The organism is Citromicrobium sp. JLT1363, assembly GCF_000186705.1.
Classification (GTDB): Bacteria; Pseudomonadota; Alphaproteobacteria; order Sphingomonadales; family Sphingomonadaceae; genus Alteriqipengyuania.
In genome coordinates this window covers 204,465-231,089 of sequence record NZ_AEUE01000004.1, presented here as the reverse complement: position 1 = coordinate 231,089, position 26,625 = coordinate 204,465, and the positions used below count along the sequence as shown (strand labels likewise).

The 26,625-nt window shown below is 66.6% G+C and carries 23 protein-coding genes; 10 read left to right on the top strand and 13 right to left on the bottom strand.

All coding sequences use genetic code 11. From position 1 onward, the window contains the following. Positions 1-169 precede the first annotated feature (169 nt). Both ADAD_RS0107965 and galE read left to right on the top strand, forming a co-directional pair. The gene (locus ADAD_RS0107965) at positions 170-1,144 is read left to right on the top strand and encodes a diguanylate cyclase domain-containing protein (RefSeq protein ID WP_010412214.1); all 975 of its coding nucleotides are present in this window, start codon (positions 170-172) and stop codon (positions 1,142-1,144) included. 54 nt (positions 1,145-1,198) lie between these two features. After that, entirely contained in the window at positions 1,199-2,308 is a 1,110-nt protein-coding gene (gene galE, locus ADAD_RS0107960) for a UDP-glucose 4-epimerase GalE (protein WP_010412212.1), read from the top strand. On the opposite strand, the gene ADAD_RS0107955 is transcribed toward galE, so the two are convergent. From ADAD_RS0107955 to recQ, 10 genes are all read right to left on the bottom strand, one after another. After that, the gene (locus tag ADAD_RS0107955) at positions 2,305-3,219 is read right to left on the bottom strand and encodes a lysylphosphatidylglycerol synthase domain-containing protein (protein ID WP_010412209.1); all 915 of its coding nucleotides are present in this window, start codon (positions 3,217-3,219) and stop codon (positions 2,305-2,307) included. The two genes, galE and ADAD_RS0107955, sit on opposite strands and share 4 nt — an antisense overlap. A 2-nt stretch (positions 3,220-3,221) precedes the next feature. Further along, entirely contained in the window at positions 3,222-4,895 is a 1,674-nt protein-coding gene (locus ADAD_RS0107950; protein ID WP_010412206.1) for an ArnT family glycosyltransferase, read from the bottom strand. 3 nt (positions 4,896-4,898) lie between these two features. Further along, positions 4,899-5,918 (bottom strand): glycosyltransferase family 2 protein, encoded by a 1,020-nt coding sequence (locus ADAD_RS15755; protein ID WP_033193260.1) that lies wholly within the window; start codon positions 5,916-5,918, stop codon positions 4,899-4,901. Between the two features lie 97 nt (positions 5,919-6,015). Further along, complete coding sequence (locus ADAD_RS0107940) at positions 6,016-6,429, bottom strand: hypothetical protein (RefSeq protein ID WP_010412201.1); 414 nt, start codon at positions 6,427-6,429, stop codon at positions 6,016-6,018. Between the two features lie 158 nt (positions 6,430-6,587). Further along, positions 6,588-7,868: a hypothetical protein gene (locus ADAD_RS0107935; RefSeq protein WP_139020390.1), complete on the bottom strand. Its 1,281-nt coding sequence runs from the start codon at positions 7,866-7,868 to the stop codon at positions 6,588-6,590. A 35-nt stretch (positions 7,869-7,903) separates the two neighbouring features. Beyond that, positions 7,904-8,554 (bottom strand): hypothetical protein, encoded by a 651-nt coding sequence (locus ADAD_RS15750; protein ID WP_010412193.1) that lies wholly within the window; start codon positions 8,552-8,554, stop codon positions 7,904-7,906. Further along, on the bottom strand, positions 8,551-9,306 hold the full coding sequence (locus ADAD_RS0107925) for a hypothetical protein (RefSeq protein WP_010412191.1): 756 nt from the start codon (positions 9,304-9,306) through the stop codon (positions 8,551-8,553). The genes ADAD_RS15750 and ADAD_RS0107925 overlap by 4 nt, the downstream gene beginning before the upstream one ends. A gap of 107 nt (positions 9,307-9,413) precedes the next feature. Then, complete coding sequence (locus tag ADAD_RS0107920; RefSeq protein WP_010412188.1) at positions 9,414-10,049, bottom strand: response regulator; 636 nt, start codon at positions 10,047-10,049, stop codon at positions 9,414-9,416. Between the two features lie 4 nt (positions 10,050-10,053). Next, positions 10,054-12,474, bottom strand: coding sequence for a sensor histidine kinase (locus ADAD_RS16370; RefSeq protein ID WP_010412185.1), 2,421 nt, complete (start codon positions 12,472-12,474; stop codon positions 10,054-10,056). 102 nt (positions 12,475-12,576) lie between these two features. After that, entirely contained in the window at positions 12,577-14,397 is a 1,821-nt protein-coding gene (gene recQ, locus ADAD_RS0107910) for a DNA helicase RecQ (RefSeq protein WP_033193290.1), read from the bottom strand. Between the two features lie 134 nt (positions 14,398-14,531). Between recQ and ubiM the strand changes: the two genes are divergently transcribed. From ubiM to ADAD_RS0107895, 3 genes are all read left to right on the top strand, one after another. Continuing rightward, positions 14,532-15,704, top strand: coding sequence for a 5-demethoxyubiquinol-8 5-hydroxylase UbiM (gene ubiM / locus ADAD_RS0107905; protein ID WP_010412178.1), 1,173 nt, complete (start codon positions 14,532-14,534; stop codon positions 15,702-15,704). Positions 15,705-15,706: 2 nt separating this feature from the next. Continuing rightward, positions 15,707-16,789: a fatty acid desaturase family protein gene (locus ADAD_RS0107900; protein WP_010412176.1), complete on the top strand. Its 1,083-nt coding sequence runs from the start codon at positions 15,707-15,709 to the stop codon at positions 16,787-16,789. Between the two features lie 98 nt (positions 16,790-16,887). Continuing rightward, a complete protein-coding gene (locus ADAD_RS0107895; RefSeq protein ID WP_010412173.1) occupies positions 16,888-18,762 on the top strand; it encodes an ABC-F family ATP-binding cassette domain-containing protein in 1,875 nt (624 codons plus the stop codon). Positions 18,763-18,832: 70 nt separating this feature from the next. Here ADAD_RS0107895 and ADAD_RS0107890 read toward each other — a convergent pair whose 3' ends face one another. The 3 genes from ADAD_RS0107890 to ADAD_RS0107880 are packed head-to-tail and all read right to left on the bottom strand — an operon-like array spanning position 18,833 to position 21,441. Next, complete coding sequence (locus ADAD_RS0107890) at positions 18,833-19,729, bottom strand: amidohydrolase family protein (RefSeq protein ID WP_029139997.1); 897 nt, start codon at positions 19,727-19,729, stop codon at positions 18,833-18,835. Then, positions 19,716-20,777: a 4-oxalomesaconate tautomerase gene (locus ADAD_RS0107885; protein WP_010412169.1), complete on the bottom strand. Its 1,062-nt coding sequence runs from the start codon at positions 20,775-20,777 to the stop codon at positions 19,716-19,718. The genes ADAD_RS0107890 and ADAD_RS0107885 overlap by 14 nt, the downstream gene beginning before the upstream one ends. After that, the gene (locus ADAD_RS0107880) at positions 20,770-21,441 is read right to left on the bottom strand and encodes a 4-carboxy-4-hydroxy-2-oxoadipate aldolase/oxaloacetate decarboxylase (RefSeq protein WP_010412166.1); all 672 of its coding nucleotides are present in this window, start codon (positions 21,439-21,441) and stop codon (positions 20,770-20,772) included. Before ADAD_RS0107880 ends, ADAD_RS0107885 begins: the two co-directional genes overlap by 8 nt. A 167-nt stretch (positions 21,442-21,608) precedes the next feature. Between ADAD_RS0107880 and ADAD_RS0107875 the strand changes: the two genes are divergently transcribed. From ADAD_RS0107875 to ADAD_RS0107855, 5 genes are all read left to right on the top strand, one after another. Continuing rightward, positions 21,609-22,757 carry a LysR family transcriptional regulator gene (locus ADAD_RS0107875; RefSeq protein WP_010412162.1) on the top strand — a complete coding sequence of 383 codons (1,149 nt, stop codon included), beginning with the start codon at positions 21,609-21,611 and terminating at the stop codon, positions 22,755-22,757. 66 nt (positions 22,758-22,823) lie between these two features. After that, positions 22,824-23,633: an NAD(P)-dependent oxidoreductase gene (locus ADAD_RS15740; protein ID WP_033193289.1), complete on the top strand. Its 810-nt coding sequence runs from the start codon at positions 22,824-22,826 to the stop codon at positions 23,631-23,633. Next, entirely contained in the window at positions 23,630-24,655 is a 1,026-nt protein-coding gene (locus tag ADAD_RS0107865) for an amidohydrolase family protein (RefSeq protein ID WP_029139996.1), read from the top strand. Before ADAD_RS15740 ends, ADAD_RS0107865 begins: the two co-directional genes overlap by 4 nt. A 20-nt stretch (positions 24,656-24,675) precedes the next feature. Next, positions 24,676-25,638: a Gfo/Idh/MocA family oxidoreductase gene (locus ADAD_RS0107860; RefSeq protein WP_010412152.1), complete on the top strand. Its 963-nt coding sequence runs from the start codon at positions 24,676-24,678 to the stop codon at positions 25,636-25,638. Then, positions 25,629-26,624 (top strand): aldo/keto reductase, encoded by a 996-nt coding sequence (locus ADAD_RS0107855; protein ID WP_010412147.1) that lies wholly within the window; start codon positions 25,629-25,631, stop codon positions 26,622-26,624. Before ADAD_RS0107860 ends, ADAD_RS0107855 begins: the two co-directional genes overlap by 10 nt. The last annotated feature ends 1 nt before the right edge of the window (position 26,625 follow it).

The following is a 26,625-nucleotide window of genomic DNA, read 5'->3' as shown; positions in this document are numbered from 1 at the left end:
CTGCGGTGAGTTCATTTCGGATGCAGATTGCCCCTGCGTGAGGGCGGGCGTGCGCGTCTAACCACCGCCCGGGGCATTCGGGCAGTCGTCCGTTTCGATCCGCCCCTTCGAAACAGCACATCTAAAAAGCCGTCTCGCCCTGTCGTTCTGATCTTCAGGGGGAAGTAACATGCAACACACATTCGGAGCCGCCGAACGGATTAACCACGATGCGCCGATGCTCGCGTCGGTACCCGACGGGTTTTCTGGGAGCCAATCGACCGGCGAGGGCCAGATCCACGAAACGATGGCGCGGATCGCGGATATCATCGTGGAAAGCGGCGAGGGGCTGACGCTCGAAAGCCTGATCAAGGCCTTCTGGCGGACCTATTCCTCGCCGGAGGGTGCGCAAGGCAATATCGTTTCCATCCACGAAGCGCGCGGCGCGCCAGCCGCGCCGGTTGTGGCGGAGGATGCCTTCGCACGTCTCGCCAGCCGGATGGACCAGATCGCCGAGGGCCTGGGCTTCGTGGCCGACCGGGTCGACCGGGTCGAAGGGCGCCAGACCGGACCGCGCGAGGAAGCCCGCGGCGATGTGCCGAACCGCCGCCATCGCGACGATGACGCAGGCCGGACGCCCGAAGGCACGGGCAAGGCATTCGATCTGGCCCTGCCCGACCGCGCGAGTTTCGAAGAAGAGCTGGAGAGAAACTACCGCATCGCGCGCAACGAGGTGGAGCCGCTCTCGGTAGCGATCTGCTCGGTCAGCCGGATCGAGAAGATCGTGCAGAGCCACGGCATGCGCACCGCGCAGCGCCTGCTCGAACGCGTTGCGACCACGCTCTCCTACGCGACGAAGGGCGAATGCTACAGCGCGCGCAAGTCCGGTTCGGAGTTCGTCATGATGGCGCGCGGGATCACCATTTCGCAGTTCCGCGCGGTGCTGGAACAAAGCATCGCCGATCTCTCGGCGCGGCGCTGGCACGACAAGTTTTCCAACGAGGCGCTGGGCATGATTGACATGCATATCGGCGTGGCCCACGTGTTCGATTTCGCCAATCCGTCGCTCGCCATGCGGGCCGCCGACCTGGCGCACGAACGCGCGGTTCTGGAAGGGACCAGCAATGTCGTGGTCGCGGACGCGGGTGACCTGCCGCGGGCCTGACGGGCCATCGGCACCTTAAATTCTTGGAAACAGGTATCGGCCTAAGGAGGGCGCATGCAAGGTGAACGGCCCTCCGCTTCTGCCCCCGGCACGCCCCACGCGAGCGCGGGCAGCACGCGCACTGCGAGCATCGGCTCCGCCGCCGCCGCGCCCATTCTCGTTACCGGCGGTGCGGGGTACATCGGCAGCCATGCGGTCCACGCGCTGCGCGACGCAGGCCGCAAGGCGGTGGTGGTCGATAACCTCAGCACGGGGTTCCGCTTCGCCGTTCCCGAGGACGTGCCCTTCTATCACGGCGACATTGCCGATACCGACCTGCTGGCGCGCATCTTCGCCGAGCAGGGCATGGGCGATGGCGCAGGTGCGATCATGCATTTCGCGGGCTCGATCATCGTGCCGGAATCGGTCGCCAGGCCGCTGTGGTACTACGAGAACAACACCGGCAAGAGCCGCGGCCTGATCGAGGCAGCAGTCGCTGCCAAGGTGCCGCATATCCTGTTCAGTTCCACCGCAGCGACCTACGGCGTGCCCGAAGTGTCGCCGGTGACCGAGCGGACGCCGACGCAGCCGATCAATCCCTATGGCTGGTCCAAGCTGATGACCGAGCAGATGCTGGCGGACGCGGCCCATGCCTATCCGTTCAACTACTGCGCGCTGCGCTACTTCAATGTCGCGGGCGCGGACCCGCTGGCGCGCACCGGCCAGTCCACCGCCGGAGCAACGCACCTCATCAAGGTCGCGGTGGAAGCAGCGCTGGGCAAGCGCGAGGCGGTGAGCGTGTTCGGGACGGACTACGACACGCCGGACGGGACCGGTGTGCGCGATTACATCCATGTCAGCGATCTGGCCCAGGCACACGTGCTCGCGCTCGACGCGCTAATGGCCGAGCCCGAGCGCTCGCTGACGATGAACTGCGGCTATGGGCGCGGTTTCTCCGTGCTCGAAGTGCTCGATGCGGTCGATCGGGTAACCGGCGGGCGGATCGAGCGTGTCTTCGCCGGACGCCGCGATGGCGATCCGGCCAAACTGGTCGCCGACAGTTCGCTGCTGCGCAGGACCGTGCCGTGGACCCCGCGCTACGACCGGCTGGACACGATCATCGAACATGCGCTGGCGTGGGAGCAGAAGCTGGCCACCATCCGCCGCTCGGCGCCTGAAGCCTAGCGCCCGCCCATGGCCTTGCGGGCCTGAAACGCCAGCACGGTCAGCCCGGCGCAGGCGTATCCCACCAACCGGTTGAGAGCGAGAGCGGCGAAGGCCATCGCGGACGACCCGCTGACCAGCAGGGCCAGCGCAGCGCCGATCGCCTCGGACACGCCCAGCCCGCCCGGCACGATGCCGACGGCGGATCCCACCACGGGCGCGATCGACTGAAGCGCGGCGTCTGCCAGCCCCGCATTCGCCCCCAGCGCCCGGAAACAGAACCACAGCTGAATCGCGATTCCCGCCAGCATGGCGATCCGCAACCCAAGCAGGCGCAAGGCCGATATGATACCGCCAACCTGCGCGATCAGCGCGAACAGGATCGCGCTCGCCAGGCAACTGCCCGCAACAACCGGCCAGCCGAGCGGGCCGGAGGTCAGCGCAAGGCCGGTAATCGCCCCCGCCACCGACAGCCGCAGCAGGCCAACGTAAAGCAGGATGCGTCCGCTTTGCGCCAGCGTGGCACCGGTCGCCATCAGCGCGCCGCCGCGCACCAGCGCACTTGCCGGGATCGGCAACAGGTTGGACAGGATGCCCACGCTGGAAAGGTTGATCGCCTCCGGCGCGGGGATTTTCTTGCCCAGCGCCCCGGCGCAGCGGCTGAGTTCGATGCCGTTGAGGATCACGCCCAGAAAGCCGAGCGCGAGGACTGCGGCCAGCCATTGTCCCTCGATCTGCGCCAGCGCGATGCCCGCGCTCTCGACTGCCCACGCGAGGCCGCCGACGAACAGGATGCTCGCAATGGCCATCGCAAGCCTGCGGCGGCGCGCGAAGAAGCCGCGCGTCGCCCTCACCGCAGGCACCAGCCGTGCGGCGATCCGGCCGGCGATCCCTCGGTCAGCCACGAAATCGGATGAGGCGAGCGGCTTCACGGCTAGTAGTCCGACATCATCATGCCGCCCGGCGGCGCGATGGCCGGCCGGGGCAGATCGTCGCCCCAGCGCAGGGTCGCCGCGTCCTGAGTAACAACGCGGTATTCGCCGCGCGGCAGGCTGAGAGCCTCACCAACGGCGACATCGCGCCCGGCAATGCGGACTGCGGCATCTTCCACCGTATAAGCTCCCGGCACCTCGATGCGGATCGTCGAGCTTCCCGGCCTAACATGCTTGCCGGCAACGAAAAGCGGCCCCCAGTGGTGGACGTAATTCTCGCGAATGAAGCGCGCGTCTTCGGGCAGCAGCTCTTCGGGCGCGGACTGCCCGGTGATCGCGGCGGTCAGCACCCAGTGATTGTCGAGCAGGAAGGGAATCGGCTCGGCCTGCGCCTTCTCGCTGATCTCGGCCACGCCCCGCTCGCGGTATTTCCTGAGGCCCCAGCCGGAGGTCATAAAATCGACCGCGCGCGGATAGTCGCCGATATGCCCGCTGAAATCGATATAGGTGACGGGCTGCGGGAAGACCTCGCGCACGCCTTGCTGCACGATGCGCTGGTTGGGCAGCGGCTCTGCCGGGTCCAGCATGAAGAGGATCGCGGCATTTGCGGCGAAGATAGCGGCATAGAGCGGTGCAGAACCGCGCGCCGTCGCCTGGCGCAGGATCGGGGCGAGCGCGATGGCGACCGGCGGCAGAAGGAAGACATAGAAATACGGGTAGGCGTTGCGATAGACCACCAGGCTCAGCAGCATTCCATACAGCCCGGCCAGCAGGATCAGCCCGCGCCACGAGGGCTCTTCCCGCCGCCATTCGCGGATCGCCAGCAGCGCGAGCGCGGCGAAGGGCAGCCCCATGGCAATCTGGCGCAGCAGGAAGCGCCCCTGCGGGAACAGGCCTTCGGAAAAGACGACCGATCCGGCGGAGCCCAGCCCCCTGGCCGAAGCCTCTGCGGTATCGCTCGGCAGACCCGCCCCGTGCAGCGCAAGCGCGATGGCGAACAGCGCCGCGCCGCCGCCCGCCAGCACTGCCAGCCGGATGATGCGCGAAACCTGCTGTCGGCGGACCATGGGCCACAACGCCCATAGCGCGTAGCCGCCTATCGGGATCACCCAGAAGGCGCTCTTGATCGTGAACAGCCCCGCAAGCCCGGTCAGCGCGGCACCCAGCGCGACCTTGCCCCACGAAAGCCGCTGCGCCCCGGCAATCCACATCACCCAGACGAGGCACGCCGCCGCCAGCGGATCGGCGCGATAGGCAAAGGCCTGCGTGAAGACATAGCCTGCGGTGAGGTACGCCATCGCGCATAGCAGCGCGGGCGTCGTTCCAGCGAAGCGGCGGGCGATTGCGAAAATCCCGGCGGCGGTCGCAAAGGCGGCCAGCAGCATGAAAAGGCGGATCAGGATGATCTGGTCGACCGAGGTTCCGCCCGTGTCCGCAACCCAGCTCAGCGGGCGAACCCAGAAGGTCTGCAGCGGATGGGTGAGCGTGCCTGCCCGGAACCGGTAGATTTCGGTGAGGTGGAAAAACTCGTCCCAGTTGATCCCCTTGTGCGTCAGCAGGATGGCCTGCAGCACACCCACGAAGGCGAGCGCGGCACAGGCAATCGCACGCTCGCGTCCGGCGAAAAGAGAGCCCGCCTGCGCAGGCGCCGGGGCGTCGGCGGCGGTTCCGGTCAAGGCTCAGCCCTTTGCGCGCAGCGCAACGGGCGGCGGGGTGTCGCCCTCTTCGGGCAGCGGCGCGGGTTCGCTGTCCGGCTCGTCCAGCGCCAGTTCCAGCCGCCGGACCTTTTCCAGCGTCAGCTCGAGCAGTTGCCGGTTGCGGCTGACCACGTCCGCCAGAAGCCCGGCGGTGAAGGCGATGAAGGCCATCACGCACAATACACCGCCCAGCACCAGCGATTGCAGGTGGCCAGAGCCGTCGCCGGTCGCGTAGAACCACACGAAGCGCAGGATCGGCGCGATGCCCACCAGCGCGAGCCCCAGCCCCAGCGAGCTGAAGGCGCGCAGCGGCGAATACATCACGTACATCTGCAGCAGCGTCTTGAGCTGGCGGGTCACGAAATTCGGGATATTGGTGAACAGGCGGCTTTCGCGCGTCTTGGCATTGGTGGCCACGGGAACGGACCGGATGGTCATCTTCCTGCGACCCGCCTGCAGCACGGTTTCGATCGTGTAGCTGAAGGGGGAGACGATGTTGGTCTTGATCGCCGCCTCGCGGCTGATGGCGCGAAAGCCCGATACGGCATCGGGCACGCGCGTTCCCGCAAGCGTGGAGACGGCATAGCTGCCCAGCCGCTGCAGCAGCTTCTTGCCGCGAGAGAAATGGGCGATTGCCTGCGTCTGCCGGTCGCCGATCACGATGTCCGCCTCACCCGCGACGATGGGCGCGACCAGCTTGGCAATATCCGCCCCGCGATACTGGTTGTCGCCATCGGTGTTGACGATGATGTCCGCACCCTGCCGCAGCGCCTCCTCGATCCCGCGCGAGAAGCTGCGCGCAAGGCCGCGATTGGTGCCGTTGCGCACGATATGGTGCACCCCGAAGCGGCGCGCGACCTCGACCGTGCGGTCGCTCGACCCGTCATCGATGATGAGGATTTCGACCTTGTCGATCCCCGGGATCTGGCGCGGCAGATCGACCAGCGTCTGAGGAAGCGTCTCTTCCTCGTTCAAGCACGGTATCTGGATAATCAGTTTCACTGCGCCAGGGCCCCTTCGCATGGGGCCGGTCTAGGCCTGCGATGGTTACCGTGGGGTAAATCCGGCCCTGTCTGGCGGCGCCGGAGCGCGCTGGCGGCTATTGCTGCACGACCACCATCCGCATCATCAGTCGGCGCGCAGCATTCCACAGGCCACGCCGCGCGGATGCATCGAGCATGTCGCGCAGAAATTCGTCGAAGGCTTCGCGTTCGTTCTTCGCCGCGGCGGTGGCGCAATCCACCAGCAGCATCTCGTCGTAGCTCATGCGCGGCTGGCATGGCGGGTTGAGCGAGATCGGTTCGGGCCAAGCCCGCCCGGCCTCGTCCAGGAACACGAGAAAGGCATGCACCGCCAGCGGCGCGCCCAGCTGCTCGGCCAGATCGTCGCAGCAGAAGCTGCGGGCCCTGCGTGCGATATGCGTGTAGCGAAGTGCGCGGACCAGCCGCGCATGAACCGGTGCGACGGTGCGGATATCGGGGGTGCTGGTCAGCAGAGCGAGATCGAAAGCCATGGCGAGTGCGTGTCCCTGATTAAGATGACACAGCCCTAGCGCCCCTCGCCGTGCATGTAAATGCGAATAACTCGCATTATCAACTTAAGCGCGCCCGGCGATCGGGCCTGCCGCCTCACCCGCGCGGATGATGACGGCGGGCCCCTCCCCCCGCCTCGTTAGCTCACAAGCCTCCAGCCGCCCTCGCCATCGGGCTCGATCAGGGTCAGGCTGCGATAGTCGATGTCCTGATAGGCATCCTGCCCCAGCCGCAGGTAGGCGGCGTGGCCCTGGAAGACGCGCCAGAGATCGCCATCCTCACCCGCACCATATTCGCCGCACAGGCTGGCGGGCGGTTCGTCCTGAGGCTGGCGGGCACGCTCCGCCTTGCTGACATCGACAATATAGCCATCCGCCACCCTGTCCGACTTGCGGGCCGCGCAGCTCTTGGCGACCTGCCCCTGCAGGCCGTAAAGCGCGCGTGCCGTCACATCGGCGGCCGGGCTGTTTTTGAAGCGGGTGAACACGTCCGCGTAGGGCGCCGGTTCCTCCAGCTTGCCGAAGGCGCTGCCATCTTCGGCATAGGCGGTCTCGATCAGTTCGAGCTGGGCCATATGCGCCCCCGCCCCGCCATAGAGCCGCGAGACCCGGTCGCTGCACTCGGCGGCGCGATAGAGCACCATCATTCCGGAAAGCCACGCTTCGCCGAGCGCCCATTCGCAGGAATCCGCAGCAAGCTGAGGTTCGGGCCCATCGGCCACTTCGATCAGCGCATTGGCCGCGCTTTCGCACAGGCCGCTGAGCGGCAGGCGCAGGCCGTCGTCCCGGCACGGTGCAATCGGCCCCTCGGTATTCTCGGCGTAGCGCAGTCCCATCTCGTAGCATTGATCGAGCGCGCGCAGCAGGATCTCGCCGGTGCCGACCGGGAAGGTCATCCGCACCGCGTCCTCGCCCGTGCGATTGCCGGGATTCTCGATCTCGAAGGTGATCTCGTCCGCGCTGTAGATATCGCTGAACGGGCTATCGCCGTTCAGATCCTCCATACTGGCATAGGCGCTCAGCCAGTCGTCGTCCGGAAAGGCCGGGTCCTTGATGAATCGCCCCATGCCCTCGGCTGCAATCGGGGTTTCGGTGTGGAACCAGTAGGTCAGCGGATATTCGCCGTTCTCACCGAAGCTGGCGCGGTCGAAACCGTTCACGCCGAAAGCGTATCCATCCGCCCCGCGTTCGATGCGGATTGCATCGTAGGACCCGGGCAGATTGGCGACCGCCGCACAGGTGAGCGCGCCGTCGAACGCCTCGGTACTGGTCTGGTACAAGGTCCAGGCGCCGTATCTTGCATAAGGGACCGAACCGTCGGTCAGCACGGGCTGCACGGCGTCGGCTGCCTGGGCACTGCAGGCGGTCGCCGCCAGTGCTGCGCCCATGGCCATCGCTGCCGGGATTGATCTGATTTGCATGGGAATTCTCCTTAGAAAGGGAGGTACTGCGGCGATCAGAATTTCTTGCCGTAGGCGCACACCTTGGTCAGATCGCCGGTCCAGCACGCATCCCTGGTGTTCGCACGGGTGAGGATGCCCATGTCCTGCCAGTTGCCATCGCCATCGCGGAATCGCCCGAAACCGTCGGTGCGCGTATCGGCCTCGACGTAGATTTCCTCGAACTGCGAGCTCATCGGATAGCCGTCCGCCCGCGCGACGCCGAAGCTTGCCCCGCCCGGCGAGTCGAACTTGCAGGGCCCGCTATAGGTGTAGCCTTCGATCATGACCTCGCAATTGGCGTTCACCCCGTTGGCGAGCTCGTCTGCGGTCGGCATGCGATACTTGCCGTTACCCTTGGCCTGCACCTTCGGCGTGCTGGTGGCCGCTGCCTTCTGCACCTCTGGTGCCGGGGTGGAACCGGCGGCCTTCTCGGGCGCGCCCGATGCAGCCATCTCGGCCTTCATGGCCGCGGTTTCCGCCTTCGCGGCGGCGGCTTCGGCCTTCGCGGTCGCCAGTTCTCCGCTGTCGTCGGAGGAGGAATCGCCGCAGGCGGCAAGCGCCAGGGCAAAGGACATCGCACACACTCGTTTCTTCATCGGTCGCTCCAGTTCATGGTGATCGTGGTTTCCGCGCCAGCGGCTGCGCAGGTTCTTCTCCGCCGTCATTCGACCGGGACCCAGGTGCCGCTGCGGTCCTTGGCGAGCAGGGTGAAAGAGCCGGGATCGATCTGCCACACGTCCTGCCCCAGCTGGAAAAACCAGCTATGGCCCTGGAACACGCGCCAGAATGCAGATTCGTCTTCGCTGAGTCCGAAGGGGCCGCAGGCAGCCCGCGGCTCGTCGGGCGGCGCCTGTGCCGCCTGGGCCGCGCCTACATCCACCACCAGCGCATCGGTCGGCCAGTAATCGATCCTGGCGTTGCGCACGGTGCATGCCTTGCTCTCGCGCGGATCGTCGATCGCATCGCGGGCAATCCGCAGGATAGTGGCGGTCCTGTCGCTTGCGTCGAGACCGGCGACGCGAACCAGCACCTCTCCCTTCAGCGCATTTTCCGGATCGCCGTAGGCTGCCGTATCATAGGAAAGCTCTGCCATTGGCGGGCCATCGGAAAAGGCCAGCCTGGTGGTCTTGTCGCCGCATTGCGTCGCCCGGTAGAGCAGCACGGCCTCATCGAAGCGGGTTTCCTGCACGCTCCATTCGCATCCCTGCGGCGCCTTTGGCGCTTCCCCGCCCGTAACATCGAGGTAGCTGGCCGCGCGTTCGGCACACAGGCCGGTGATCGCCAGCCGATCGCCCTGTGCCGGGCATTGGACCGATGCCTGTGCGGTGGCCGCCGGTGACGGATCGTCGCCAGCACGCTCCCCGCAAGCAGGAAGGAGGAACGCGGGAGGCAGGATGATCGCAATCCAGTACCGCACCCCGTGTCCCCTCCCGTCCAAGCAGTCTGGAGAGTAAGGCGACCGGCGGCGAACGGAACTGGTAGGTCTACTAGTCGGCCTGCCGGGCTGTTGCGGGCAAGCCGTTGCTAGAGGTCGAACTCGTCGATCAGCTGCTCCCGCACCGCGATGGCTGCGGCCTCTGCGCGGTTCGATACGCCCAGCTTGGCCAGAATTGCGCCGACGTGATAATTCGCCGTCGAGACCGAGAAGCCGAGGTACCTGGCTATCTCCGGATTGGTGAAGCCCTTGGCCAGCAGCGCGAGAACCCGCCGCTGCTGCCCCGTGATCGCGCCCGAGAGATTTGAGGGAGCCTGCGCGGGGGCCGTGCCGAGGGGCCGTTCGATCACCCCTCCCTGCACCACCTTGCGGATGGCGTCGGTCAGCTCTTCGAAGGTCACGGACTTGGGCAGATGCGCCGATGCACCGCTGGCGACCATGCTGGCGACCATGTGATCCTCGGCAAAGGTGCTGAGGCCGATAATTCGGATGTCGGGGTGGGCGCGGTGGATGCTCTGGGTTGCCGCCATTCCGCCCATGCCGGGCATGCGCAGATCCATCAGCACTATGTCCGGCGACAGGCTGGCGCACAGTTCCAGCGCGGCCTCGCCGCTGTCCGCCTCGCCGACCAGCTCGATCTCGGGAGCACTCGCCAGCAGCTGCGCAATACCCTTGCGCACCATCAGGTGGTCGTCGACGACCAGCACCCGGATTGTCTCGCTCATGCCGCTATCGCACCCAGATCATGGTGACCCGGCAACCCTTGCCCGGCGCAGTTTCTATTTCAAGCGTCGCGCCGATCGTCTCCGCGCGGTCGCGCATGATCGAAAGGCCCAGCCGTTCGCGCCGGTCGCCCCTGGCCGGATCGAAACCGCGTCCATCGTCGCTCACGCTCAGCAGGGCGCGATCCTCCAGCGCATCGAAGACCAGCGCGACCTCGTCCACCCCGCTGTGCTTAAGCACGTTGTTCAGCGCTTCCTGCGCCACGCGGTAGAACATGGCGAACACCTCTGGCGGCAACGCAGCAGCCTCGTTCAGCTCGCAATCGATCTTCAGCGCATGCAGCCGCTCGAAGCTGTGCACCAGTTCGCCAAGCCGGTGGGTGAGCGACCATTGCGCGTCATCCTCGCGCAGCTCGGTCAGCAGCTGGCGCATCTCGCGCAGGGCATGGCGGTTGAGCCTTGCGACCTGTTCCGCCGCTTCGCGGTCGGGCCCGGCGAGGTTCTGGAGCCGTGTCGGCAGGGCGCTGGCGTGGAGCGTTGCCGAAGCCAGCGTCTGCGCCACCGCATCGTGCAGGTCCGCCGAAAGGCGGGCGCGCTCTTCCAGCTTGGTGGTCTGGATCGTCATGTCGGCGATCTCCGCCACGCGGTCGGCCACGCGGTCTTCGAGCCGGCGCGTCAGGGCGGTCTGCTCGCGCACCAGCGCGTTGAACGCTTCGATCAGGTAGCCGATCTCGTCCCGGTAGGAGGCCGGCACCTGGACATCGCTCTCCCCTTCGCGGAAGCGCCGCATGCCCCGCAGCAGGCGGTCGAGCGGCGCGAGCAGAAAGCTGCGGAACACGATCGGCAGGCCGATCAGCGTGGCAAGCGCCGCGAGCGCGATGAACGGAACGAAGGGCGCGTATAGCCGGTCGAGATGGGCGAGGAAGGTGCGGTAATGGTCCTGCAGCAGCGCCTGCCCCGCGCGCATATCGGTGCCCGGGGTAATCCCCGTCAGCCATGGCGCATCGAGCGGGCGAAACATCGCAAATTGGGGCGCAGTCGGCACGTCGAGGAACTGCACCTCGATGCGCCCGTCGGCATGCAGGACGGTCTGCACCTGATAGCAGCGGCGCACATCCTCCGGCCCGCAGCGGTCGCGCCGGGTCACCACCAGCCTTTCGTCGCTGGCGAAGGCCGTGATCTGCGTGCCCCCGGATGGCGTATCCACCAGCAGCGGGTAGATCGCAGGCTGGACGCCGCTTTCGAACGCCGCATCGACCGGCCTTGGCATCCTGTCGAAGGCAATCGTGCCCAACCGGTCGATGAAAACGCGCCGGTACTCGCGTCCATAGAAGGGAAAATCGAAGGGCAGCGTCACCGCCCCGCCCTGCGGGTTCAGGGCAGGTCCGCGCACTCTTTCAGGCAGAAAGGCGGACGGCTGGCCAGCATAGCCACCCTCCGGCCCGCGCGGAACGAACAGCACCGCTTCGCCCGACGCGGCCAGATCGGGCGCGCGGAACTGCCTTTCGTAGGCTGGCGCGATCACCCAGCTTGCCCCGGTCAACGCCGCCAGAAGCACCGCCAGCCCGATCGCGGTCAGCCTGAACAGGAAGGTGGTGCGTTCGGGAAGATACCCCACCAGCACCAGCGTCAGGCCGACCAGCTGGACCAGCGCCATCCAGCAGATCAGGATATCTATCGAATAGAGCGCAGTTCTGCTGCCTTCGGGTACGAGCAGGGTCGCTGTATGGATGATCGGCAGGATGGTGAGGATCAGGAACGCGCGCGAGACCTGCCCCTCTCGCGAAGGGCCGGGCCGCCACGGCAGGGCCAACAGGGCGCGCACCCTTCGCCAGCCGGACGCCGACAGCCCATCGGCCTGTGCAGCGGCCAGCTGGCGCCAGAAGACGATTGCGGACCAAAGGATGCACAGGTGCATCCACCCGGCGATCCATTGCGGCCGCCACCACGCCTCGCGCATGACGATGGCAATGTCGGCACGCACCGCAATCGCGGTCTCGGCCACGATCAGGGCGAAAAGCACCGCCATGATCAGCATCATTTCGCGCCGGGTGCCGGGGAGAGGCCTGGGGAAGAGGTATCCCAGAAGCACCAGCGCAACCGGCGCGATGCTGCCGAAAGGGCGCGCCCAGGGCATGGCCAGCGTGGTCCACGCGTCGAGCCGGGACCAAGGCATCGCGTAGCTCAGCCAGCCGCCGGCAGTCAGTACGCGCAGCAAGGTGGTGCAGAATACCGGCACCAGCGAGAGCATGAGGATGGCGAGTATCCAGGTCGGCGCGTGGAACCGGCCCTGCCGGGAATCGCGCGTGGCCCTGCGCACCAGATAGGCCGCCAGCACCAGCGCAAGCAGCAGCTGGCTCAGGTAGCTGAGAGCCGCCGGGTTCCAGAACAGCGAAGCGTCTGGCGCGCTGGCAGTGCTCCATTCCATGTTCCGGTTCGCCGCCCCGCGATTGCCCCCGGGCAAGGTCTACCGCGAAACCGCGTTTGCACAAGAAGGCGCCGGGCGATCTGTCCCGCAAGCGGGAAAGCGCTACCGCTCGTACTGCCGGATGACCTCCAGGAAGGCGTCGCCATAGGCCTCCAGCTTCTTCGCCCCGATACCGGGCAGCTCGCCCAGCAGGGCGAGTGTCTGCGGCCGCAGCCCGGCCATGTCCCGCAACACGGAATCATGGAAGATGACGTAGGGCGGGACCTGATTTTCCTTCGCCAGATCGCGCCGCAATGCGCGCAGCGCATCGAACAGCGGATCGCCCACGGGGTTGAGTGCCTGGCCCGATCCGGCCCGGCTGCCCCGCTTTCCGCCTGTCCGCTTGGGCGGGATCACCAGATCGAGCGGCTCCTCGCCCTTGAGGAACCCGCGCGCCTCCGGTCCCAGCATCATCCCGCCATGCTCGGTCGGCAGCAGCGCGCCGCGCACCAGCAGCGCGCGGTGGACCGGCTTGAGCAGCGCGGCTTCCTCCCCCTCGACGATCCCGAACACCGACAGCTTGTCGTGCCCCTGTGCTCGGCTGCGTTCGCTCGACTGGCCGGTGAGGATGCTCTCGACATAGCCCGCGCCGTACATCTGCCGCGTGCGCGCCACGGCGGAAAGGTATTTCTGCGCCACGACCGTAGCGTCGACCGACTTGGGCGGATTGAGGCAGTTGTCGCAATTGCCGCAGGTCTCGGGCGGGTCCTCGCCGAAATGGCGCAGCAGGATCGCGCGGCGGCAGCCGGCGGTCTCGACCAGCGCGCCGAGCGCCGCGAGCCGCGTGCGTTCGCCCTGCTGGCGCGCCTCGCCGACCTCTGCGATCCGCATTCGCGCCCTTGCGAAATCATCCGCGCCCCAGAACAGATGCGCCGCCGACGGGTCGCCGTCGCGCCCCGCCCTGCCCGTTTCCTGGTAGTAGGACTCGATCGACTTCGGCAGCCCCGCATGGGCAACGAAGCGAACGTCCGGCTTGTCGATCCCCATGCCGAAGGCGACCGTGGCGCAGATTACCATGTTCTCGCTCGCCACGAATGCCGCCTGGTTGGCGGCGCGCACTTCGGGCGGCAGGCCCGCATGATAGCAGCGCACTTCGCGCGTCCCGTCGGACAGGGACTCCGCCAGCCTCTCGGTCGCGGCGCGGGTCTGCGCGTAGACGATCCCGGGACCGGGGTTTTCGGCGAGCAGGCGGCGCAGCTGCTGAGTCAGCGAATCGCGCGGGCGGATCGTGTAACGAATGTTCGGACGGTCGAACCCGGCGACGATCAGACCCTCCGGCGCGATGCCAAGCTGGGTCAGGATGTCGGACCGGGTGTGTGCATCCGCCGTCGCAGTCAGCGCGAGGCGCGGCACATCGGCGAACTGGTCCATCAGCGGGCGCAGAAGGCGGTAGTCGGGCCTGAAGTCGTGCCCCCATTCGGACACGCAATGCGCCTCGTCGATCGCGAACAGCGATATGCGGCATTGCGAGAGCAGATCGCGGAAATGGCTCTGGCTCGCGCGTTCGGGCGCGACATACAGCAGATCGAGCTCGCCCGCGCGAAGGCGCTGGACCGTCTCGGCGCGGTTCTCGTCCGCGCTGGTCAGCGTGGCGGCGCGGATGCCGTTGGCGCTCGCGCTGCGCAGCTGGTCGTGCATCAGCGCAATCAGCGGGCTGATGACGACGCATGTGCCCTCCAGCAGCGTCGCGGGCAGCTGGTAGGTCAGCGATTTGCCCGCCCCCGTGGGCATCACCGCCAGCGTAGACTGTCCCGCCATCACCCGGTCGACGACCTGGGCTTGAACGCCCCGGAACGAGCGGAAGCCGAAGACTTCATGCAGCTTGTCCAGCAATTGCGGGGACTCGGCGGCAGGCAGGCCTGAGGTACGCGTTTGGGCGGTCATGCCGGCGGCCATGCCAGATCGAACGGGGCCAGAGAAGCGCCCGCCCCGCGACAATGCCGACTTGATTTCGCGCAATGCCAGCGCGCCGCACCCTCGCTAGCGCCGCCCGAAACAGGCGATGCAAGGACACAGCAATGCGCGATTTCGATATCATCGTGGTGGGGGCCGGCCCCGCAGGGCTTGCCTTTGCCCGTGCGCTGGAAGGCAGCGGGCTGAATATCGCACTGGTCGAGCGTCAGCCTTCAGACGTGCTGGCTTTGCCGCCGGTCGACGGGCGGGAAATCGCGCTCACCCATCGATCGGTTGCCACGCTGGAGCGGCTCGGCGCGTGGGGCAGGATCGCGCCCGACCAGATCTTCGCGCTGCGCGCCGCGCGGGTCTATAATGGCCAATCCCCCCTCGCGCTCGGCTTCGATACCGACGGCGGCCCGGAAGACCGGCTGGGATGCCTCGTCTCCAACCATCTGATCCGCCAGAGCCTGTTCGCGGCGATGGAAGGGCAGGATGGCGTCACCCTGCTGGCGAGCACCGGGGTCGAGCATGTCCATGCCGACAGGGCGGGCGCGCGTGTGACGCTGGCCGACGGACGCACCCTGACCGCGCGGTTGCTCGTCGCCGCCGATTCGCGCTTTTCCGCAGTCCGCGAACAGCTGGGCATTTCTGCGGAGATCAACCGGCTGGGCAAGTCGATGCTGGTCGCGCGGCTTTCGCATGAGCGGCCCAATCACGGCCTGGCGACCGAGTGGTTCGGCCACGGGCAGACCATCGCCATGCTGCCGCTGGGCGAGCACCAGTCGTCCGCCGTGCTCACCCTTGAGAGCGCAACGATCGATCGGATCGCGGCCTACCCGCCCGAAGTGCTCGCGGCGGAGATCGAAGACCGCTTCGAGCGCCGCCTTGGCACCATGCGCTTCGTGTCCGGCCCGCACGTCTATCCGCTGGCGACCACCTATGCCCGGCACTTCGCCAGTGACGGCGCGGCGCTGATCGGGGATGCGGCGGTGGGGATGCATCCGGTCACCGCGCATGGTTTCAACCTGGGCCTGCAATCGGCGGCAACGCTCGCCGGGCTGGTGCGCGATGCCGCGCAGAAGCACCGTTCGATCGCCTCGCCGCTCTTGCTGCGACGCTACGAGGCACGCCATCGGCTCGCCACGCGTCCGCTTTACAGTGGCACCAACCTTCTGGTGCACCTATATACGGCGGAGAGCCCGCGCGCCCATGTCGCGCGGCGGGCCGCGCTGGGGGCAGCTGCGCGCATTGGCCCCCTCAACACCGCCATAACCCGATTGCTGCTGCGCCACTGATCATGGCAAGTATCCACCTCACCACGCAAAAGAGCGAAGACACAATGCTGCTAGCGCCCGCCCCCGGACAAGAGGACAAGGAGATGCTGCGTCAGGCTGCCATGCTGACGCGCGACCTGCATACGCCCAACCCGGCGATGTACTGGGGCGATTGCTTCGGTTCGGCGGCGATCGGCTATGCCGCGCTGCTCGGCGCGATTGCGAGCGGCAATGCATGGCTCACCGCCGCGCTCGTGCTGGTCTCGATCCTGACGCTCTATCGCGCAGCGCTGTTCATCCACGAGATCACCCATCTTGACCACCGCAGGCTGCCCGGCTTCCGCCTGGCGTGGAACATCGGGGTGGGCGCGCCGCTGATGCTGCCCTCGTTCCTCTACGAGGGCATTCACGCGGTTCACCACTCACGCGCGCATTACGGTACGGAGCGCGATCCCGAATATCTGCCGCTCGCGCACATGCGCCCGTGGACGCTGCCGCTGTTCACGATCGCCGCGGTGGCGATGCCCGCGCTGATGTTCCTGCGCTTCGGAATTCTCGGGCCGCTTTCTTGGGTGATCCCGCCGCTGCGGCGCGTGCTCGTGGAGCGGTTCTCCGCGCTCGAGGTGAACCCCGCCTATCACCGCCCCGCGCCAGAGGGCGACTTCGCGCGCCGCTGGAAGGTGCAGGAGGCCGCGGCCAGCGTGGTCGCCGTCACTATCCTGGCGACCACCGCACTGGGCATTCTGCCACTGCGCGCCTTTGCGCTGTATTGCGCGGTTGTCGCCGGTGTTGCGCTGCTCAACCAGACGCGCACGCTGGTCGCCCACCTGTGGGAGAATGATGGCGGGCAATTGTCGCTGACCGACCAGTATCGTGACAGCACCAACGTGCCCGCCGCCTTCCCTGGCGTATTGTGGGCCCCGGTGGGTCTGCGTTTCCACGCGCTGCACCACCTGCTGCCCCGCCTGCCCTACCACTCACTGGCCGAGGCGCACCGCCGGCTGAGCGCCGCTCTGCCGGAGCCTTCGGCCTATCCGCAGGCGAACTACGGTTCCCTGTCGACACTGCTCCAGCGGCTCGGACAGGCCACGCTCCGCCGCCACTAGGGTCGCGGCCCTCTCCTTTCGCGCAATTTCGGCGCAATTCCCGATCCCTTCGATTCAGGTCTTTGGGACCGTGAGAAAGTGCTGCTAGGAGCGCGCGCATGCTTACCATCGACGGTGTCACAGTGCGGCTGGGCGGGCGGCCCATTCTCGAACGCGCGAGCGCGACCGTGCCGGTGGGCGCGCGCGTCGGCCTGATCGGGCGCAATGGCGCAGGCAAGTCCACGCTGATGAAGGCGCTGATCGGGGAAATCGAGCCCGACGACGGCGAAGTGACAAAACCCTCGCGCTCGCGCATCGGATACATCGCACAGGAAGCGCCCAGCGGCGATCTGACGCCCGAAGAGGTCGTGCTGGCCTCCGCGACCGAGCGCGCGGCGCTGCTCGAGGAACTGGAGACCTGCACCGACATGGACCGGATGGGCGACGTGCACGATCGCCTGCTGGCCATCGATGCCTACAGTGCCCCGGCCCGCGCGGCGAAAATCCTGAACGGGCTGGGTTTCGACGAGGAGATGCAGCAGCGCCCAGTGGACAGCTTCTCCGGCGGGTGGAAGATGCGGATCGCGCTTGGCGCGCTGCTGTTCTCTGAACCCGACATCCTGCTGCTGGACGAGCCGTCCAACCACCTCGATCTGGAAGCCACCCTGTGGCTCGAGAACTTCCTCAAATCCTATCCCGCCACGCTGGTCGTGATCAGCCACGAACGCGACCTGCTGAACAAGGTGGTCGATCACATCCTGCACCTGCAGGGCGGCCAGCTGACCCTCTACCCCGGCGGGTACGACGCGTTCGAGAAGCAGCGCGCCGAACGCGCGGCGCAGCTGGCAGCGGCAAAGGCTTCGCAGGATGCGCAGCGGGCGCGCTTGCAGGACTACGTCGCACGCAACAGCGCCCGTGCGTCGACCGCCAAGCAGGCGCAATCGCGCGCCAAGATGCTCGCCAAGATGCAGCCCATCGCGGCGCTGATGGAGGACCCCAGCCTCAGCTTCGATTTCCCCGACCCGGAGGAAATGAAGTCGCCGATGATCACGCTCGAACAGGCGGCGGTCGGCTATGGCGAAGCGCCGCCGATCCTCAAGCGGCTGAACTTCCGTATCGAAGCCGACGATCGCATCGCGCTGCTGGGCCGCAACGGGAACGGCAAGACCACGCTGGCGCGGCTGCTGGCATCGCAGCTCGACGCCGCCGAAGGCGATGTGAACGCGCCGGGACGGCTGAAAGTGGGCTATTTCACGCAGTACCAGGTGGAAGAACTGGCGGGCGAGGATACGCCGCTGGACCTGATGAACCGCGCGATGGAAGGCGCGGCGCAGAGCGCGGTGCGCGCCCAGCTGGGGCGGTTCGGGTTCTCCGGCCCGCGCGCGCAGCAGCGGGTGGACAAGCTTTCCGGCGGGGAACGCGCGCGGCTGGCGCTGGCGCTGATCACGCGCGACGCGCCGCATCTGCTGATCCTCGACGAACCCACCAACCATCTCGACGTCGATGCGCGTGAGGCGCTGATCCAGGCGATCAACGACTATTCGGGCGCGGTCATTCTCATCAGCCACGACCGACACATGGTCGAACTGACGGCAGACCGGCTGATCCTGGTCGATGGCGGGACCGCGCGCGAATATGCCGGGAGCATGCAGGATTACATCGACCTGGTTCTCGGCCGCAATCAGCCCAGGAAGGAGCGTGGCGACAGCGCCCCGAAGGTTCGCGGATCACGTGCAGCGAACAGCGAGGGTAAGGCGCGTTTCGCAAAGTCGGAACTGAGCAAGGCGGAAAAGGCGGTCGAGCGACTGACAGCCGATGTGGCCAGGCTCGACGGATTGATCGTCGAGCGCAGCGGGCAGCAGACAGGGCAGGACAGCGCATCGGCCATGCAGGACCTGCTCAGGAAACGTGCCGATGCCGCCGACAGCCTGGCCGAAGCCGAAGAGGCATGGCTCGCCGCCGGCGCAGCCCTCGAAGAGATCGAACAGGGTTAGCGCGCGCCTGCGGACTGGCTTCGCGTCCCGCTCCATGGGCGCGGTAATCGTGCGTCGCCGAGCGGTCCCCTCAAGCGTGCTCGGGCCAATAGAGGCGCATGGGATTGGCAACGAGCAGCTTTTGTCGAAGCTCTGCGGTTGGTGCGATCCGGGGGATCATGTCGACGATGTGGCCATCGTCCGGAATCTCGTCGGCCATGTTCGGGTGCGGCCAGTCCGTCCCCCACAGGCACCGGTCGGGGTAGTCTGCCACCAGCGGCGCAACCGCCCGCGCAAAGGCATCCCACGGGTCGCCTCCACCGCCCGCCTTGATCGCGTCCAGCCGATCCGGGCAGGTCGGCTTGATGTGGATGTCCTCGCGGCTGTCCAGCAGATTTCGCAGCGCGCGAAGGTCCGCCCCGTCCGGCCCTTGCGAGACATTCGGCCTGCCCAGATGATCGATCACCACCGGCACGGGGATCGCATCGATGAAGGGGCGCAGTTCTGCGAGTATGTCCGCCTCGAAATAGATCACCACGTGCCAGTGCGCAGGAAGGCGGCGCGACAGGGCGAGGAAGCGATCCCGCGGGGCGTTGTCCACCAGACGCTTCAGGAAGTTGAAGCGGACCGCGCGCATCCCGCCGGCGTGCAGCGCCGCCAGCTCATCCCCGGAGATATCCGGATCCACCACCGCCACACCGCGAGCCTTCCCGTCGGATCGGGCGATGGCATCCAGCGTCGCCGAATTGTCCGTGCCGTGGCAGCTGGCCTGGACGATCACATTGCGCGAGAAGCCGAGATGATCGCGCAAGGCGAACAGCGCCTCCGGCCCTGCATCTGCGGGGTGATACTTGGCCTGCGGGCTGAAGGGGAACCGCTCCGCCGGTCCGAAAACGTGGCAGTGCGCGTCCACCGCGCCGGGCGGCGGAACGAAGTGCGGCTTCGATGGCGACGCGTGCCAGCTTGCTGTCCGATCAGGCGAAGACATGACCGTCCATCAGCTTGCGCGCGGTGCGGAGCAGCGCGCTCGATACGACCTCGCCGGCTTCGTCCACTTCCATCACGCAGCTCGTCTCTCCGCTTGCATGTTCGATGGCGAGGGTCTTTCGTGTGCCGGTCGGCACGTCTGCAACATCGGCGGCGACCGATCCTTCGACCAGGCACGCGGTAGCCGTGGTGACGGCACCCAGCACGCCGATACTCGCATGCGCACGGTGCGGGATGAACACCCGCGCGGCGCAACAGCCGCCACCGCGCGGCGGGGCCACCAGCGTCATCTTGGGTACGGTTTTGGACGACACATCGCCCAAGTTCATCATCGGTCCGGCGGCAAGACGGATCGTCTCTATTTTCTCGCGCATTCCCGCCAGCGCATCGCTCTCCAGCTCCTCGCGGCTCTCGTACCCGGTTGCGCCGACATCCTGCGCCCTGATGACCACGCACGGCATGCCGTTGTCGATCAGCGTGCACTCGACGCCGTCGATCGTGTCGCGGGCATTGCCGGTGGGGAGCAGCGCACCGCAGGTCGACCCGGCGGTGTCGCGAAACTCTATCGGCACCGGCGCATGCGTGCCGGGCACCCCGTCGATCGCCGCATCGCCGTCATAGCTGACCTGCCCGCCCGGCGTGGAGACCGTGGCCACCGCGATCTGTTCCGTATTGCGCATGAAGATGGTGACGCGGGTCTCTTCCCCCATCGGCTGCACCAGGCCGCGCTCGATTGCGAAGGGGCCGACCCCGGCCAGGATGTTGCCGCAGTTCTGCTGATCGGAGACGAGCGCCTCCTCGACCGCGACCTGAAGAAACAGGTATTCGACATCCACGCCATCCCGTTGCGACGGGCTGACGATGGCGACCTTGCTGGTCAGCGGATCGGCGCCCCCCATCCCGTCGATCTGGCGCGCGTCGGGGCTTCCCATGATGCGCAGCAGCGCGTGGTCGCGGTCATGGGCGTCCGTCGGCAGGTCGCTTTCCAAGAAGTACCCGCCCTTCGAGGTTCCGCCGCGCATCCACATGCAGCGCACGCCGTCAGACATAGCGCAGGCCCTGCTGCTCCAGCCGCTCGCGCATCTCGTACATGTCGAGCCCGAGCTCGCCTCCCGCCAGCCGTTGCCGCTTCTCTTCCTCGTTGGCTTCGCGAGCGCGCGCCTTTTGCAGCACCTCTTCCGCCTCGCCCCGTTTCACGACGCACACTCCGTCATCATCGGCCACGATGATATCGCCCGCCTCGATATGCGCGGCCCCGCACACGACCGGCACGTTCACATCACCCAGCGTGTTCTTGACCGTCCCTTGCGCGAAGACCGCCTTGGACCAGACCGGAAATTTCATCTCCTTGAGGTCGCGCACGTCGCGCACGCCCGCGTCGATGACGAGGCCACGGCATCCCCTCGCCTGCGCGCTGGTGGCCAGAAGATCGCCGAAATAGCCGTCGATGCACGGGCTCGTGGGCGCGAGCACCAGGATGTCGCCCGCCTGCAACTGCTCGATGGCGACATGGACCATCCAGTTGTCGCCCGGCGGCGCGCTGATCGTGACCGCGCTGCCGGCAATGCGCGCGCCCGCATAGATCGGGCGGATATCGTGGGCGAGCAGCCCCTTGCGGCCCTGCGCCTCGTGCACCGTGGCAACGCCGCACTCGGCAAGCCCGTCAATCACGTCTGCACCGGCACGCTCGATATTCTGGACGACGATGGGCATTTGCAACTTCTCCTTCGCCAGCAGGACCTGGGAAGAATCCGTCCGGTGCGCCAATGCGAACGCTTGGCCGGCCATAAGAAAATGCAAACCACGCTCTTCGACCTTCGGCGTCTCTCCACCCTGCAACGGCGTTTGCTGTTGCATAAGTTTTTGATAGCAGGAACGGGATGGAGAAGCATGCCCCCAACATCCGGCGCCTCGCTGCATTCGCGGCAACCGTGCGCTGCGGGAGCGTGACTGCGGCCGCGAATGCCATCGCGCTGACCCAGCCAGCCCTGACGCAGGCCATCGCCCGGCTGGAAGAACAGGTCGGATGCAAGCTTTTCGAGCGAGAACCTGCCGGGATGCGGCCCACGCAGCCGGCGCTGCTGCTCGCTGAGCGGGCCGAGCGCGCGCTGGATCTGATCGGATCGCCGCGTGTCACCGCAACGCAGATCAATGCCTTCCTCGCCCTCGCCCGCACAGGCAGCTACGCAGGGGCTGCAGAGGTCTCGGGCCTGTCGCCTGCCTCGCTCCACCGCGCTGCGAGAGACCTGTCGATAGCGCTTGGCGAGACCCTGGTGGAGCGCAGGGGCCGACACCTCTCGCTCACCCGCAAAGGCAGGCGGCGCGCCCGCAATTTCGGGCTGGCCATGGCGGAACTGCGCAACGGCTTCGAAGAAGTCGCGGACTGGCTCGGGCGATCGGGCAGCCGCATCGTGGTCGGCGCCATGCCGCTGTCCCGCGCACAGTGGCTCCCCTGGGCGATCGTCGCGTTCGCACGCCAGCGTCCCGGCACGCAGATTGCGGTGATCGAAGGCAGTTTCGCCGAGCTTTCGGGGCGCCTGCGCGATGGCGATATCGACCTTCTGCTCGGCGCGATGCGCGACCCGCCGGCGGACGATCTGGATCAGCATAGTGTCTTCGTCGATCGCCCCATGATCGCGATGCGAAGCGGGCATCCGCTGGCCGGGGAGAAGGTGCTGCGGCCCGACACCCTGCGCCAGTACGGCTGGGTCCTTCCGGCGAAGGGCACACCGCTGCGCGCCCACTGGGAGGACATGCTGGGCAGCACCAGACAATCGCCACCGTCGGTAGCCATCGAGTGCGGATCGGTATTGGCGGCGCGCGAATTGCTGCTCGACACGGACATGTTGTCGATCCTGTCTCCCGCACAGATCCGGATCGAGCTGCGCAGTGGCGCGCTCGCCTGCAAGCCGCCGCCCCAGCCGATTGCGCGCAGTATCGGGATAACGACGCGCAAGGGCTGGCACCCCACACCGGCCCAGCGCGACATGGTCGAGATTCTTCAGGGATTCGATCCGCACAATTCGTAGAAGTTTATGGGCTGCCCGCCCTATCCATTTGCCGCAGGTTCGATCGCGCCGCAGGCGGGTCCGGTCATGCCCACGCAATTCACCCTTATCGGTTTCGGGGAAGCTGGCTCCACCTTCGCTCGCGCGGGGGCGTGGGGCGGCGACGCCCGCGCCCACGATGTCGATCCGCACCGGATGCCCGCCATGGAGCAGAGCGGGGTGACGCCCTGCCGCGAACCGCAAGACGCACTTGCCGGAAGCGACCTCGTGCTTTCCCTCGTCACTGCAGGCCAGGCGCTGGCGGCAGCGAAGGAGGCGTGCGCTTCGATCGAAACCGACGCCATCTTCTGCGACATGAACTCGGTGGCACCGCAGACCAAGCGCGAGGCAGGAAAGGCAATTCAGCAGGCGGGCGGGCGATATGTCGATGTGGCGGTTCTGGCCCCCGTCGATCCCGCGGGCTTGAACGTGCCGCTGCTCCTTTCGGGGGAGGATGGCGCGCAGGCCTCGGACCGGCTCGCACGGATTGGCTTCACCAATATCCGCGTCGTGGGAGACCGGATCGGACAAGCCTCCGCCATCAAGATGATCCGTTCGGTCATGGTGAAGGGTCTGGAAGCGTTGTCGGATGAGATGATCGCTGCTGCGCAGGCAGCGGGCGTCGCGGAAGAGGTGCTCGCCTCGCTCGACGCTAGCTGGCGCGAGGAGAGCTGGCGCGATCGGGTCGCCTACAATCTGGAACGGATGGAAACGCACGGCATCCGCCGCGCAGAAGAGATGGAGCAAGCGGTGCTGACCCTGCGCGATCTGGGGGTCTATCCGCTGATGACGCAGGCCACGATCGTTCGTCAGCGCGCGGCCGCCCACAGGAGCGATGAAGAAGGAAACGCCCGATGACGATGGTGATCGACTGCCACGGCCACTACACCACCGCCCCGCCGCAGCACGACGAATGGCGCACCGCGCAGCTGGCCGCCTATGAATCGGGCACGACGCCCCCACCCTACCCCGATATCTCGGACGACGAGATCCGCGCGACGATCGAGGAAAACCAGCTCAAACTGATCGAGGAGCGCGGCGCCGACCTCACCATCTTCTCGCCCAGGGCCAGCCGGATGGCGCATCACCAGGGGGACCAGGACGTATCGGAAGCATGGTCCCAGAAATGCAACGATCTGATCTACCGCGTCACGCAGCTGTTCCCCGGCACCTTCGCGGGCGTGTGCATGCTGCCGCAGAGCCCCCGGAGCGGGCTCGAGGCGAGCGTCAGGGAATTGCGGCGCTGTATCGAGGAACTCGGCATGGTCGGCTGCAACCTCAACCCCGATCCGGGCGGCGGGCATTTCGAGCATCCGCCACTGACGGACGAATACTGGTTCCCGATCTACGAAGCGATGAGCGAGCTGGACGTGCCCGCGATGATTCACGTCTCGGGCAGCTGCAACCCCGCGATGCACGCCACCGGTGGGTTCTACCTTGCGGCCGATACGGTGGCCTTCATGCAGCTGATGGAAGGCGATCTGTTTGCGCGCTTCCCCAAGCTGCGCTTCATCATCCCGCATGGCGGCGGCGCCGTGCCGTTCCACTGGGGGCGCTATCGCGGGCTGGCGGACATGCTGAAGAAGCCGAGCCTCGACGATTACATCATGAACAACGTGTTCTTCGACACCTGCGTCTACCACCAGCCGGGCATCGACCTGCTGGCCAAGGTGATCGACAGCAAGAACATCCTGTTCGGCAGCGAGATGGTGGGCGCGGTGCGCGGCATCGACCCGCGGACCGGGCACTATTTCGACGATACCAAACGCTATGTCGACGCACTCGACATCGACGAGGATGAACGCCACGCGATCTTCGAAGGCAATGCACGGCGGGTCTTCCCCCGCCTCGACGCCATGCTTTCGGCACGCGGGCTCTGATCGGAATTACGGAGACGAAGATGACAGGAATTGCACTGGTCGGCGCCGGCGCGTTCGGCGAAAAGCACCTCGACGGGCTCACGCGGATCGATGGCGCTCAGATCGTCTCGGTCATCTCGCGCGAGGCCGAAAAGGCGGCGGAGATTGCAGCGAAATACGGCGCGCGGCATTCCGGCACCGAACTGGAGGACGCGCTGGCGCTGGACGATGTCGACGCGGTCATCCTGTGCACTCCCACGCAGCTGCACGCGCGGCAGGCCATCGCCTGCATGGACGCGGGCAAGCATGTCGAGGTGGAAATCCCGGTCGCCGACAGCTGGGCGGACGCGCAGGCGGTGATGGCGAAGCAGAAGGAAACCGGCCTCGTGTGCATGGTCGGCCACACCCGCCGCTTCAACCCGAGCCACCAGTGGGTAAAAAACCGCATCGATGCCGGCGAATTCACGATTCAGGCAATGGACGTCCAGACCTTCTTCTTCCGGCGCGAGAACACCAATGCGAAGGGCGAACCGCGCAGCTGGACGGACCACCTGCTGTGGCATCACTCCGCGCATACGATCGACATTTTCCAGTACATGACCGGGGCGAAGGTGGTTCAGGCGAACATCCTGCAGGGTCCGAAACACCCGAAGCTGGGGATCGCCATGGACCAGTCGATCCAGATGAAGACCGACCAGGGCCAGATCCTCACGCTCGCGCTGTCATTCAACAATGACGGTCCGCTGGGCACATTCTTCCGCTATATCGGCGATACCGGTACCTATATTGCCCGCTACGACGATCTGGTAGACGGGCGGGAAGAACCGATCGATGTCAGCGAGGTCGATATCAGCATGAACGGTATCGAATTGCAGGACCGCGAGTTCCTTGCCGCGATCCACGAGGGGCGCGAGCCCAATTCCTCCATCGCTTCCGTGCTCGATTGCTACCGCGTGATCGGGGAGCTGGCGCAGAGCCTCGAAGCGCAGGATGGATGGTCCTGATGCGGCGGGAGCTTGACGGGCGAGAGGTGCACCCCATCGGGCTGGGCTGCATGAATCTTTCATGGGCCTATGGCGACCCGCCCCCGCACGAGGACAAGGTCCGCCTGCTGAACGCGGCCCTGGACGCGGGCTACGATCATCTCGATACGGCCAATATCTACGGCGCGGGCAGGAACGAGGAACTGCTGGGCGAAGCGGTGATGCACCGGCGCAGCGAGTTCCTGCTGGCGAGCAAGACGGGCATCGTCGTGGATGGGCAGCGCCGGGGGATCGACTGTTCTCCCGACGCCATCGCGGCCTCCATCGACGCCAGCCTCGGCCGGTTGCAAACCGACCATATCGACCTGCTCTACATGCACCGCTTCGATCCCAAGGTGCCCATCGCAGACAGTGTCGGCGCGCTGCAGCGTGCGATCGAGGCGGGCAAGATCGGCGCCTATGGCGTATCCGAATGGTCGTCTGCCCATATCCGCGAGGCGCATGGCGTGTATCCCATGGCTGCGGTGCAGACCGAATTTTCGCTCTGGACGCGCAATGTCGAACTGGGCGTGCTGGAGACCACCAAGGAGCTGGGCATTGCCCTCGTGGCATTCTCCCCGGTCGCGCGTGGCGCGCTGGGCGGTGAGTTGAAGGATACCGCCACGCTTGGCGAAAAGGACCTGCGCCGCAACATGCCGCGCTTCGATGCCGAGAACTGGCCTGACAATCTGGAACTGCTGAACCGGTTCGACGCGCTTGCGAAGGATGCGGGGGTAACGCCCGCGCAGCTCGCGCTCGCCTGGGTCCTGTCACATGGCGAGCATATCCACGCGATCCCCGGCACCACCAGCATGGATCACATGCAGCAGAATTTTGCGGCGCCATCGCAGGATATTGGTGCAGACGTGCTGCGGCAGGCCGGTGAACTCATCAACCAGCACAGCGTCAGCGGCCACCGCTATCCAGAGATCATGCGCAACACGATCGATACCGAGGATTTCGCCTAGG